This window comes from Variovorax sp. GW458-11-26-14-LB1 (assembly GCF_059423965.1).
Genome location: NZ_JBWKYW010000037.1, coordinates 1 through 11,599, shown reverse-complemented (window position 1 = coordinate 11,599; position 11,599 = coordinate 1). Strand labels below are relative to the sequence as shown.

Here is an 11,599-nt window from a genome sequence, read left to right as displayed (position 1 = left end):
ACACTCGCGGGCATGCTCCGCCCCCCGCTCCTGATCGACCCCGACGAAGTCGAGATCAGCGCCATCCGTGCGCAGGGGGCGGGTGGGCAGAACGTCAACAAGGTGTCGAGCGCGGTGCACCTGCGCTACGACATCCATGCCAGCTCGCTGCCCGCGGACGTGAAGGAACGGCTGCTCGCCCTGCGCGACAGCCGCATCACGCAGGAGGGCGTGTTCGTGCTCAAGGCACAGCAGCACCGCATGCAGGAGATGAACCGCGCCGACGCGCTCGCGCGGCTGCAGGCGGTGATCGACAGCGTGGCCACGCCGCCGCGCGTGCGGCGCGCCACCAAGCCCACCTACGGTTCGAAGCAGCGCCGGCTCGAAGGCAAGAGCCAGCGCTCGCAGATCAAGAGCCTGCGCGGGCGGGTGCAGGACTGACGGGCTTGTCGCCGCGCAGCCGCTTGATCTGCAGCGTCACGCCGACCACGTACAGCGCGCCGAGCACCGCGGTGATCGCCTTCAGTTCGGGCGCCTCGGCGTTGGGCAGCAGCGGCGCGCCCAGCGGAAACCGCGTCAGCGTTTCGGTGAACGCCGGAATCCAGTGGAAGAGAAAGCTCGCCGAATAGGCGACGGCCTCGATGTAGCGCGACTTGGCCCCGAGCCGTCCGTATCCCGCCAGTGCCCCGACGGCCAGCGCCACCAAAGTGATGATGCCCAGCGCATGCGGCTTGCCGAAGCCGCCGTGCTGGAAGATGCCGAAGCCCGTGAGGCAGGTCAGCACCGTGGTCCAGACGAAGACCTGGCCCAGGCCGGTGCGCAGGGTGATTTCCTTGTAGCGCAGGAGGGCCCAGATGCCTGCGAACACGGCGATCAGGCTGATCGCGGTGTGAACCGTGCCGAGTGACGTCAATCCAAGCCATCCTGTGGGTGCCATGCGGATCTCCTCGTGGTCGTGGTGCGGCATTCTGGCGCGGCGCTCGCCTTTTTGCCATGTGTGCCCATTCGTTTCAGGGCAGGTCTTCCGGCCCGCCCCGAGCGCTGTGTCACCTTCGGCAAGCACAATCGGGGCCATGAGTGTTTTTGTTCGTCGCACGGGAATGGTGCTGCTGATGGCTGTCGCGGGCAGCCTGCTGTCCGCCTGCAGCCCGGACGCGGCCCAGGGGCAGGGCGCGGCCAGCGCGCCGGCCGCGCAGGAGATGGCCTGGGACGCGCTGGTGCCCAAGGAGTGGGACCCGACCCAGCGCTACCGCAACATCAGCCTCGAGGCGCTGCGCGACAACGACCCGCGCGCGATCCAGATGCTCGACGAGATGCGGGCCGTCTGGGACAACGCGCCGGTCAACGTCGCGCTCGACGGCAAGCCCGCCACGCTCTCGGGCTTCGTGGTGCCGCTCGATGCCACGCAAGACGGCATCCGCGAGTTTTTGCTGGTGCCGTACTTCGGCGCCTGCATCCACACCCCGCCGCCGCCCGCCAACCAGATCGTCCACGTGATCGCGCCTGCGCCCGTGAAGGGGCTGCACGCGATGGACACGGTGCGCGTGAGCGGCACGCTCAAGGCGGCGCGCTACGCATCGGCCGACATGGGCGTGAGCGGCTACGAGATCGCGTCGGCGGCGGTCGAGCGGGTGGCGGTCACGCAGGGGCCGTGAAGGCCGCCAGTTCGCCCAGGGCCGGCTGCAGCAGCCGGTAGCTCAGCCGCTCGGCCACCTGGAACGCGCCGAGCCCTTCATAGAACGCGATGCCCCGCGCATTCGTCGCTTTCACGGGCCAGTCGATGCGGTGGCACCCCTGCGCGACGGCGTGCGCGGCCACCCATGCCATGAGGGCGCGGCCCGCCCCGCCGCTGCGGTGGCCCGACTTCACATAGAGCTCCTTGAGCTGGCAGTGCCTGCGTTGTTCCGGTGCGAAGTCGACCAGCGAGAAGACCCAGGTGATCGCGGCCAGCCCGACCACGGTGCGCGCGTCTGTCGATGCCACCACGAGCTGGTGCGGCGAGCCGGGCGCCAGGAGATTGCCCAGCAGGTGTTCGCGCACCAGCTCGCGCGGCACGCGCGCGCCTTCGTTGTAGAAGGCGTGCAGTTCGGTCAGCAGCTCGATGAGCGAATCGTGTTGGGCTTCGGACACCAGATCGACGTGCATGGCATTTCCTTCGGATGGGGCTGCGTGACTGCCGGATTCTGGCCCGCTCCGGATTCACGACGATCTTGTTACTCCCCGCTCCAGCCCTCGCGCGGCTAGATTGCCCTGCACCACTTCGAAAAGGACAAGAACCATGAACCCGGCCTACACCGGCGGTTGCGCATGCGGCGCCATCCGCTACGAGATTTCAGGGGAACCCGTGTTCCAGAACGACTGCCAGTGCCTGGACTGCCAGCGCAAGAGCGGCACGGGCCACGGCTCGTACCTCAGCTTCGCAGGCGCCGAGGTGAAGCAGACCGGCGCGGCCACGCTGTGGAGCCTCAAGGGCGACAGCGGCAACATGAAGACGCGCGCGTTCTGCCCGACCTGCGGCTCGCCCGTGTACATGACCTTCGCGGCGATGCCCGGCGTCTTCACCGTGCATGCCGCCAGCCTGGACGACCCCGGGCGCTACCGGCCGCAGGCGGTCACGTACGCGGTGCGCGGGCACGCCTGGGACTTTCTCGACCCGGCGCTGCCGAAGTTCGAGCGGATGCCGCCGGGCTGAGCTCAGCCCATGCGCTGCGACAGGAAATCGAGGAACGAAGTGATGCGCGCCGACAGCTGCGTGTTGCGGTAGTACACCGCATTGACCGGCTGGCGCACGTCGACCGTGTCCTTGGGCAGCACCTGCACCAGCGCGCCGCTGGCGCGGTCGGCGGCGGTCATGAAGTCCGACAGGCAGACGATGCCCACGCCGGCCAGCGCCAGTTGGCGCAGCGTCTCGCCGCTCGACGCGACCACGGTGGGCGCGATGGTCCATTCGTCGCCATGCACGCCGCGCAGCGGCCAACGGTTGAGCGACTCGGGCTGGGTGAAGCCCAGCAGCGCGTGGCCGGCCAGTTCGTCGACCTTGCGCGGCTTGCCATGGGCGTCGAGGTAGGCGGGGCTTGCGAGCACGCGCAGCCGGTGCGTGCCGAGCGGGCGCGCGTGCAGCGTGGAATCGCGCAGCGGGCCGATGCGGATCGCCACGTCGGTGCGCCGCTCCAGCAGGTCGATGGGCAGGTCGTCGGTGTCGAGCTCCAGGCTGATCTGCGGATAGAGCCGGCGGAACTCCGGCACCAGCGGTACGATGGCATGCAGCATGAAAGGCGAGGCCGCGTTCACGCGCAGCCGGCCGGCCGGCTGCTGGCGGCGCGCGGCCATGTGCTCCTCGGCGTCGTCGATCGCGTCGAGGATGGCGCGCGTGCGCTGCAGGAAGGCGGCGCCTTCCTCGGTGAGTTCGAGCCGCCGCGTGGTGCGGCGCATCAGCGTGGTGCCGAGCTTCTGCTCGAGCCGGCTCAGCGCGCGGCTGATGCCCGACACGGTCTGGCCCAGTTGGTCGGCCGCGGCGGTGATCGAGCCGGTGTCCACCACGGCGCGGAAGGCGACCAGTTCTTCGATGGTGGTTTTCATGGCGCCCGTGTGGGGGAAGAGGCGCGCGCGGTCAGGCCGCGGCTTCGGCTTCTTCGGGCATGTCGATGCGCGGCATCAGCGCGGCCAGCGCCTCGGCGTCGGTGCGGTAGCTGAAGAGCATCGGCCCCGGTGCGAGCAGGCCGGCGCGTTCCAGCACCTGCATGGCCGGCAGCTTCATGCCGCTCAGGTGCAGGCGCACGCCCTTGGATTCCATCATCCGGCGGATCGAGCCGAACACTTCGGCGCCGGTGATGTCGATGCGGTTGATGGGCTGCGCGAACAGGCACACGTCGGTCAGGTCGGGGCGCTCGGCCAGTGCGACCGTGAGCGCGCGCTCCAGCGTGGAGGCGGAGGCGAAGTCGAGTTCGGCGTCCATGCGCACCGCATACAGCTGCGGCGCGAGCGGCGGCAGCTTCCAGAGGTGGCGGTCGCGCAGGCTGCCGTCGGGGTGCAGGCCCACTTCGATGATGCGCGGGTGCAGGTGGCGGTACATGTAGTGCGCCAGGCTGGCGAGCAGGCCGCCCAGCACGCCCCAGTAGATGCTCGGCGCGGTGGCGATGGTGAGCACGAAAGTGCCGAAGGCGATGCCGGCCTCCAACTTCGAGATGCGCCACAGCGCCGTGAAGCTCGACGGCTTCACCAGCCCGAGGATGGCCGTGACCACCACCGCCGCCAGCACCGCCTGCGGCACGTGGTACAGCAGCGGCATCAACCACAGCAGCGCACCGGCCACCACCGCCACGCTGAACAGCGTCGCCCAGCCGGTCTGCGCGCCCGCGTAGAGCGTGATGGCCGAGCGCGAGAACGACGAGCTGGTGGGGAACGACCCCGTGAAGCCCGAGGCCAGCTTGGCCAGGCCCTGGCCGATCAGGTCCTGGTTTTCGTTCCACAGCGTGCCGGCGCGGCCGTTGTCGACCTTGGCGCTCGACGCGGTTTCGAGAAAACTCACCAGCGTGATCATCAGCGCGGGCAGCACCAGCGCGCTGAAGGTGTGCGCCGGCAGCAGCCCGGGCCAGTAGAACGAGGGCAGGCCCGAGGGCAGGGCACCCACCACGGCGCCGCCGCGCAGCGCGTAGTTGATGCTCCAGCTGATGGCGGCCGCGCCGGCCACCAGCGCCATCGTGGTCGGGAAGCGCGGCACCCAGCGCTTGCCCAGCCACAGCACGGCGATGCTGCCCAGGCCGAAGGCGATGGCCGTGAGGTCGGGCAGCGGTCCGCCCTGCAGCACCTGCGGGATGGTGCGGCCCGTGAAGCCCAGCAGCGCGGGCAGTTGCGAGATCGCGATCAGCACCGCCGCGCCCTGCGTGAAGCCGATCAGCACCGGCGAATTGACCAGTCGCAGCAGCCAGCCGAAGCGCCCCGCGCCGAGCACGATCTGGATCGCACCCGACATCAGCGTGAGCCACACCGCCATCGCCACCCATTCGTCGCTGCCCGCCACCGCCAGCGGCGCGAGCGACGCGCCCACCAGCAGGCTGGTGAGCGCGGTCGGCCCCACCGACAGCCGCTGCGACGAGCTGAACATCACGGCGATGAGCGCCGGGAACAGCGCCGCGTACACGCCCGTGACCAGCGGCATGCCGGCCAGCGCCGCATAGGCCACGCCCTGCGGCAGCACCATCAGCGCGACGGTGATGCCGGCCATGGCCTCGTTGCGCAGCAGCGCGGCGGACGGGCGGGGCCAGCCGAGGCAGGGAACCCAGCGTGCGAGGCGCTGGCGAAGAGACGGAGCGGGGGAAGAGGAAGGGGAAGCCGGATTCATGAAGCGGGGCGCGCGCACGGCGGGCACGCCGCGCGCGGAGAGCGGGAGAGAGAGAAAGAGCCTAGATCAGTGAGGTCGCGTTTTTGAGGACATAGTCGCAGGCCTTTTCCTTGACCTTCGACGACAGCCCCTTGAGGTTGAGCGACTTGCCGTCGCCGCCCTTGAGCAGGCCCTTGGCGCCGCTCGCGAAGTCGTTTTCCTGTTTCTTCTGGCCGGTGATCTTGGCCAGCAGCTTGTCCTTGACGGAGGCGGCATCGCCGCCGAGGTAGTTGTTCTTGACGCAGTACTCGAGCACGCCGGCCGCGCTGCCGATGGTGCTGGAGCCGATGGCGGGCATCTTGAAGCCGCCGAGGCTGAGGTTGCTGAGCGCGGAGCCGCCTGCGCCGCTGTTGCCGCTGCCTTGCGAGTTGACCGCCGCGCCGGCCTGTTCTTTCAGCTGGTCGAGCAGGTTGTTGGCCTGCACCGAGGCACCTGCGGCGAGCAGGGCAAGGGCGACGAATGTGGAGCGAACGTGCATGGTGGCCTCCTTGGACGGACATGGGGGGAGAAGCGCCCACCAGCATACCGGAGAGCCCGGAATGTCTCTATCGCGCGGGGCACAGCGCCGCAGGGTGCGCACGGCCCGCAAGAGCACGCAGTTCAGCCCCGGCGGAACAGCAGCACCGAGTTCGTGCCGCCGAAGGCGAAGGAGTTGCTGATGGCGGCCTCGAGCGAGGGGGCGGCGCTGTCGCCGGGGGCGACGAGGTTCATCCGGCAGTCGGGGTCGACCTCGGCGCAGTTCGCGTTGGGTGGCAGCTCGCGCCGGTGCAGCGCCAGCACGGTGATCAGCGCCTCGATGGCCCCGGCCGCGCCCAGCATGTGGCCGTGCAGCGCCTTGGTCGAGCTGACGCGCAGGGCGTCGAAGTCGGCGCCCCAGACCTCGGCCAGCGCGTTGCGCTCGACCACGTCGCCGATGCGCGTGGCCGTGCCGTGGGCGTTGCAGTAGCCCACGTCGCGCGGCTGCAGGCCGGCCTGGCGCAGTGCGGCGCGCAGGGCGCGGGCCTGGCCCGGTGCGTCGGGCTTGGTGAGGTGGGTGGCGTCGCTGCTCAGGCCCCAGCCGGCCAGCGTGGCGTAGCGGCGGGCGCCGCGCGCGCGGGCGCGTTCGGCCGATTCGAGAATGAGGAAGGCCGAGCCTTCGCCCAGTGCGAAGCCGCTGCGGTCGGTGGCAAAGGGGCGCACCGCGCCGGCCGCTTCGCCGGGCTGGAACCCAGCCAGCGTCTGCATGGCCTGCCAGGCCAGCACCACGCCCGGGACGATCAGCGCTTCGCTGCCGCCCGCGATGGCGATGTCGACCTCGCCGCGCTGCACCGCCTTGGCGGCCTCGGCGATGGCCACCGACGACGAGGCGCAGGCGACCGAGTACGTGAGCACCGGGCCCAGCACGCCGTTGCGCATCGCCACGTGGGCGGCCGGCGCGTTGGGCATGAAGGCGGGAATGGTGAGCGGCGAGACGCGTCCGTTGCCGCGGTAGGCGGCTTCGAGCGCGGCGGCGCCGCCCATGCCGCAGCCGGCGTAGACGCCGACGCGCTCGGCATCGATGCCGGCATCGCTCAGGGTCAGCCCCGCATCGCGCAGGGCGAGGTCGGCGGCGGCCACGGCCAGCTGGCTCACGCGGTCGACGCCCGCGAGCTGCAGCTTGGTGAACCAGCGCGTTTCGTCGAAGGCGACCGTGGCGGCGGCGGCGGGTTTGGGGAGTTCGGGAAAGACCGGGGCGATGGCCGAGCGGCCCTGCAGCAGCGCGTCGAACAGCGCGTCGGGTGCGTCGCCATGCGGCGCCATGACGCCCAGCCCGGTGACGGCGACTTCGTGCGTGCTCACGCTGTCTTGGCGGCCCGGACCTTGTCGACCAGCTGCGCGAGCTCGGCCAAGGTGTCGATGCTCGCGTCGTCGTCGGGCATGGTGATGCCGAAATGGTCTTCGATGGCGAACAGGAATTCGGCCAGGGCCAGCGAATCGAGTCCGCCGGTTTCACGCATCGAGGCGTGCGGATCGAGTTTGGACGGTTCGATGCCGTACTTCTCGTGGATCAGGTCCTGCAATTCCTTCAGCGAACTCATCTGCGATGCCTGTCGTCTTGTGCCGCCGTTGATCGATGGGCTGCCTGTCCCTTGCGGGTGGCGGGCCACGGGGTCGATCCCTTCCTCGTTCGGCCTGTGTTGAATGTGATCAATGGTGATTGATGATATCCGCTTCGACCTTAGGGAAATCCTCGGGGCGGCCCAGGATCAACGGGGGCCGGGGCGCCAGCGCAACGAGGGCAGCGCGAAGGCCAGCCCGAGCAGCGCGCCGGCCACCGCGTCGAGCACCACATGCTGCTTGACCGCCAGCGTGGAATAGGCAATGGCGGCAAACCAGGCCCAGTTGATCGCCTGCAACAGCCACGGCGTGCGCGCCGCGCGCAGCACGTCGGCCAGGCGCACGGCGGTGAAGATGGCGACCGCCACGTGCATCGAGGGGCAGGCGTTGCCCGCCGCGTCCACGCCCTGCAGCATCGCGAAGCCGGGGTAGCCCGAGACGTCGATGTCCAGCGGCGGGATCTGCGTCGGCCAGAAGTAGAAGAGGCCCAGGCCGCTCAGGCACAGCGCGCCGATCCACAGCCCGTAGACCACCAGCTCGCGAAACGTGAGCTGCAGCCCCGGCGCGAAGCCCACGTACACCCACAGCGACAGGTAGGCGCCGAGCGTGTAGGGCTGGAACGGAATCAGGTGGTCCAGCGGCGTCAGCGGCATCACCGTGACCGGGAAGGCCGGGTTGCGCAGCAGGTGGAAGTAGCCGATGAAGAACAGCCAGGTGAAGGCCGTGGTGCCGACCGCCTTCAGCAGGAAATGGCGGCGGATGCGCAGCCAGATGTCGGCGGTCCACGTTGCAGGCCTGGCCTCGGCCGCGATGTGCAGGGGGATCGGTGAGTGCATGGTGTCGGTGTCGGTCGCCGATCTTGCCAGAGCACCGTGGCGTGCCCGGTCCATGCCCTGCGGCATCAAAGGGTGGCCGGTCGCTTGCGGTGCTGGAACGAGGTGGGCGAGCGCCCGGTGGCCGCCTTGAACATGGCGCAGAAGGCGCTGTCGGTGGCGTAGCCGCTGGCCGACGCCACCTGGCTCACGGCCATGCCGCGCGCCAGCAGCGGCAGCGCGTGCGCCATCACGGCCTGCTGGCGCCATTGCTGCCAGCTCATGCCGAGCTGGTCGCGGAACAGCCGCGCCACCGTGCGCTCGCTGGCGCCGATGGCGGCGGCGCGCTCGGCCAGCGTGGCGCGGTCGGCCGGGTTGCGCAGCAGCGTCTCGCACAGCTGGCGCAGGCGCTTGTCGGAGGGCAGCGGCACGTCGATGCGGATCTGCGTGGCGCGCTCGACCTCGTCGACCAGGAGCGGCGCGATCATGCGTTCGCGCTGCGGCGCGTGCGGGTCGGCCGGGGGCAGGCCATCGGGCGTGGTGTCGAGCGCGAGCATCAGGGCGCGCAGCAGCGGGCTGATCTCGAGCACCTCGCACTTCTCCCAGGTGGGCGCGATCCAGGCGTGCAGGTAGACGGTGCGCAGCTCGGCGTCTTCGATCAGCGTGATGCTGTGCGGCATGTTGGCCGGCACCCACAGCGCGCGCGACGGCGGCACGATGTAGCTGCCATCCTGTGTGCTCAAACGGATCACGCCGCGCGTCGAGAACGTGAGCTGCGGCCACGGGTGCTCGTGCAGTTCGACCAGCGTGTCGGCGCTCAGAAAGTGTTCCTTGGCGCGCAGCGGACGCACCGCGTCGGGGGCGTACAGGTGCGGCGTGAGCGGGCCCACGCTGTTGGTCGGCGCGGTGGGCGTGCCGCGCGCCTTGGCGGGAGTGGCTGGCTCGGGAGCGGGCGGAGCGTGAGGGGGAACGGCGCTTGGCATGGTTTCGACAAATGTTGTCGCTGTATCGCCATTCTGCCGCGTCGGTGCCGCATAGCATCGGTGCCCGCACCGGTTTTTTGTAGCAATCCATGTCATCCACTTCCTCGACAGCCGTTCCCGCCACCACTTTGCGCACCGACGCCCAACTGATCGGGCTGGTCGGCCTGGCGCATGCGGTGAGCCATTTCAGCCAGCTCATCCTGGCGCCGCTGTTCCCGTGGCTGAAGGACGCGTTCAACGTGAGCTACACCGAGCTGGGCGCGGTGCTCACGGTGTTCTTCGTGGTCTCGTGCATCGTGCAGGCGGCTTCGGGCTTCATCGTCGACAAGCTGGGCCCGCGCCCGGTGCTGTTCGTCGGGCTGGGCGCGCTGGGGCTCGCGGCCTTCGGCTATGCCATGGCGCAGAGCTACTGGATGCTGCTGGCCTGCGCCGTGGTCGGCGGCATCGGCAACGGCGTGTTCCACCCGGTCGACTACACGCTGTTCAACCGCAAGGTCGCGCCCACGCGCCTGGGCCATGCCTACAGCGTGCACGGCATCACCGGCAGCCTGGGCTGGGCGCTGGCGCCGGCCTTCGTGGTGCCGATCGCCATTGCGTTCTCGTGGCGCGTGGCGCTGGCCTCGGCCGGCGTGGTGGCGATCGTGGTGTTGCTGATCCTGTGGATCTACCGCAGCGTGCTGGCGCTCGATGCTGCGGCCGTGCACAAGGCCACGGGGCACGGCGAGCCCGCGCCGGTGGGCGGCGAGTTCGACTTCCTGCGCATCCCGGCCGTGTGGATGTGCTTCGGCTTCTTCTTTTTCTACGCCGCCGTGATCAGCGTGGTGCAGACCTTCGCGCCCGTGGCGGCTGGCCATCTGCACGCGGTGCCCGTGGCGTTGGTGGCGGTGTGCCTCACGGTCTACATGGTGGCGAGTGCGGCCGGCATGGTGGTGGGCGGCTTCCTGGCCTCCGACCCCTCGCGCTGCGAGCGCATCGTGGGCGCGGGCTTCGGCGTGGCGGCGGCGCTGGCGTTGGTGCTGGCCTTTGCGCAGTTCCCGCCCGTGATGGTGCCGGTGCTGTTCGGCGCGATGGGTTTCGTCTCGGGCATCGCCGGGCCGTCGCGCGACCTGCTGGTGAAGAAGTCGACGCCGCCCAATGCGACCGGGCGCGTCTACGGCGTGGTGTATGCGGGCCTGGACATCGGCCAGGCCGTGGCGCCGCTGGTGTTCGGTCGCCTTATGGACGCCGGCCAGTACACGAGCGTGATCGTCGGGCTGGCGCTGGTGCAGGGCGTGCTGATCGCCAGCGCCTTCAATGTGCGGCGCGTGCGGCGCACGGCGCTGGTGCCTGCATCGGCATAGATATCCTCCGGGCGTGAGAGCTCCTGCATGCGGCCCCTATCATCGGCCGCATGCAAGCCTTGTATGTCTATGTGATCGTCGGCGCTGTGCTGGCGGGGTTCGTGCAGGGCCTGTCGGGCTTTGCCTTCGGCATGGTCGCGATGTCTGTGTGGGCCTGGACGTTGGAGCCGCAGCTGGCCGCCGTGCTCGCGCTGTTCGGCGCCCTCACGGGGCAGGTGATTGCAGCGCTCACGGTGCGGCGGACTTTCGATAAACGCATCCTCTGGCCCTTCGTGCTTGGCGGACTGGTCGGCGTGCCCTTCGGTGTCTGGCTGCTGCCGCACCTGGACATCGTGCTGTTCAAGGTATGCCTGGGTACGCTGCTGGTGCTGTGGTGCCCGGCCATGCTGATGTCGCAGCACTTGCCGAAGATCACTTTTGGCGGTCGCGCGGCGGACGGCGTGGCGGGTGCCATTGGCGGTGTGATGGCGGGCATCGGGGGCTTCTCGGGTGTCGTGCCTACGTTGTGGTGCACGCTGCGCGGTTTCCAGCGTGACACGCAGCGCGCTGTGATCCAGAACTTCAACCTCTCGATGCTGGCTGTGGCATTTGCTGTGCACGTGGCGAGCGGGAGCATTGGGCGGTCGGTTTTGCCGTTGCTGGTGTTGGTCGCTGCGGCTGTTGCGGTGCCGGTGTTGTTGGGGGCTCGGTTGTATATCGGGATCAGTGAAGGGGCGTTTCGCAAGATCGTGTTGAGCTTGTTGACGTTGTCTGGGGTTGCTATGTTGGCTTCGGCTTTGCCTGCCTTGCTGGCTCGTTGAACTTGGCGCGTGGGTTTGCTTTCCGAGGCCGGGAGTTCCGCCCGGCGGCGGACTTACTTTCTTTTGCTTCGCCAAAAGAAAGTAAGCAAAGAAAAGGCGACCCCACTGTCTGCGACCCCTTCGCTTCGCTACGGGGCAACCTGCGGTGCTCACGTTTCGCGGGGTCTCGCAGAACTCGCTTCGCTCAAACAGCTGCGAGCCCTGATCCGCGAAACGCTGCGCTCCTCGG

14 protein-coding genes are annotated in these 11,599 nt (G+C 69.4%); 5 read left to right on the top strand and 9 right to left on the bottom strand.

Annotated features, from left to right (window positions below):
* Positions 1-12: 12 nt before the first annotated feature.
* On the top strand, positions 13-420 hold the full coding sequence (gene arfB, locus AC07YS_RS21950) for an alternative ribosome rescue aminoacyl-tRNA hydrolase ArfB (protein WP_159272509.1): 408 nt from the start codon (positions 13-15) through the stop codon (positions 418-420).
* Here the strand turns inward: arfB and AC07YS_RS21945 are convergent.
* On the bottom strand, positions 389-916 hold the full coding sequence (locus AC07YS_RS21945) for a DUF2306 domain-containing protein (RefSeq protein WP_492743423.1): 528 nt from the start codon (positions 914-916) through the stop codon (positions 389-391). The genes arfB and AC07YS_RS21945 overlap by 32 nt on opposite strands.
* A gap of 136 nt (positions 917-1,052) precedes the next feature.
* Between AC07YS_RS21945 and AC07YS_RS21940 the strand changes: the two genes are divergently transcribed.
* Positions 1,053-1,634 (top strand): DUF3299 domain-containing protein, encoded by a 582-nt coding sequence (locus AC07YS_RS21940; RefSeq protein WP_159272505.1) that lies wholly within the window; start codon positions 1,053-1,055, stop codon positions 1,632-1,634.
* On the opposite strand, the gene AC07YS_RS21935 is transcribed toward AC07YS_RS21940, so the two are convergent.
* Entirely contained in the window at positions 1,618-2,124 is a 507-nt protein-coding gene (locus tag AC07YS_RS21935; protein ID WP_495268026.1) for a GNAT family N-acetyltransferase, read from the bottom strand. The genes AC07YS_RS21940 and AC07YS_RS21935 overlap by 17 nt on opposite strands.
* A gap of 133 nt (positions 2,125-2,257) precedes the next feature.
* On the opposite strand from AC07YS_RS21935, the gene AC07YS_RS21930 reads away from it, so the two are divergent.
* Complete coding sequence (locus tag AC07YS_RS21930) at positions 2,258-2,671, top strand: GFA family protein (protein WP_139706799.1); 414 nt, start codon at positions 2,258-2,260, stop codon at positions 2,669-2,671.
* A gap of 2 nt (positions 2,672-2,673) precedes the next feature.
* Here the strand turns inward: AC07YS_RS21930 and AC07YS_RS21925 are convergent, their stop codons facing one another.
* From AC07YS_RS21925 to AC07YS_RS21895, 7 genes are all read right to left on the bottom strand, one after another.
* Positions 2,674-3,558: a LysR family transcriptional regulator gene (locus AC07YS_RS21925; RefSeq protein ID WP_095744724.1), complete on the bottom strand. Its 885-nt coding sequence runs from the start codon at positions 3,556-3,558 to the stop codon at positions 2,674-2,676.
* A gap of 31 nt (positions 3,559-3,589) precedes the next feature.
* On the bottom strand, positions 3,590-5,320 hold the full coding sequence (locus tag AC07YS_RS21920) for a SulP family inorganic anion transporter (protein WP_062473056.1): 1,731 nt from the start codon (positions 5,318-5,320) through the stop codon (positions 3,590-3,592).
* 61 nt (positions 5,321-5,381) lie between these two features.
* The gene (locus AC07YS_RS21915) at positions 5,382-5,837 is read right to left on the bottom strand and encodes a DUF2501 domain-containing protein (protein ID WP_159272495.1); all 456 of its coding nucleotides are present in this window, start codon (positions 5,835-5,837) and stop codon (positions 5,382-5,384) included.
* A 122-nt stretch (positions 5,838-5,959) separates the two neighbouring features.
* The gene (locus AC07YS_RS21910; RefSeq protein ID WP_495268027.1) at positions 5,960-7,177 is read right to left on the bottom strand and encodes a beta-ketoacyl-[acyl-carrier-protein] synthase family protein; all 1,218 of its coding nucleotides are present in this window, start codon (positions 7,175-7,177) and stop codon (positions 5,960-5,962) included.
* Entirely contained in the window at positions 7,174-7,416 is a 243-nt protein-coding gene (locus tag AC07YS_RS21905; protein WP_062472943.1) for an acyl carrier protein, read from the bottom strand. The genes AC07YS_RS21910 and AC07YS_RS21905 overlap by 4 nt, the downstream gene beginning before the upstream one ends.
* 168 nt (positions 7,417-7,584) lie before the next feature.
* On the bottom strand, positions 7,585-8,271 hold the full coding sequence (locus tag AC07YS_RS21900) for a phosphatase PAP2 family protein (protein ID WP_095950754.1): 687 nt from the start codon (positions 8,269-8,271) through the stop codon (positions 7,585-7,587).
* Positions 8,272-8,336: 65 nt separating this feature from the next.
* Positions 8,337-9,230 (bottom strand): AraC family transcriptional regulator, encoded by an 894-nt coding sequence (locus AC07YS_RS21895; RefSeq protein ID WP_235926665.1) that lies wholly within the window; start codon positions 9,228-9,230, stop codon positions 8,337-8,339.
* An 89-nt stretch (positions 9,231-9,319) separates the two neighbouring features.
* Here AC07YS_RS21895 and AC07YS_RS21890 point away from each other — a divergent pair, with 89 nt between their 5' ends.
* Entirely contained in the window at positions 9,320-10,570 is a 1,251-nt protein-coding gene (locus AC07YS_RS21890; protein ID WP_495268028.1) for an MFS transporter, read from the top strand.
* Between the two features lie 50 nt (positions 10,571-10,620).
* Positions 10,621-11,370: a sulfite exporter TauE/SafE family protein gene (locus AC07YS_RS21885; RefSeq protein WP_495268029.1), complete on the top strand. Its 750-nt coding sequence runs from the start codon at positions 10,621-10,623 to the stop codon at positions 11,368-11,370.
* Positions 11,371-11,599 lie beyond the last annotated feature (229 nt).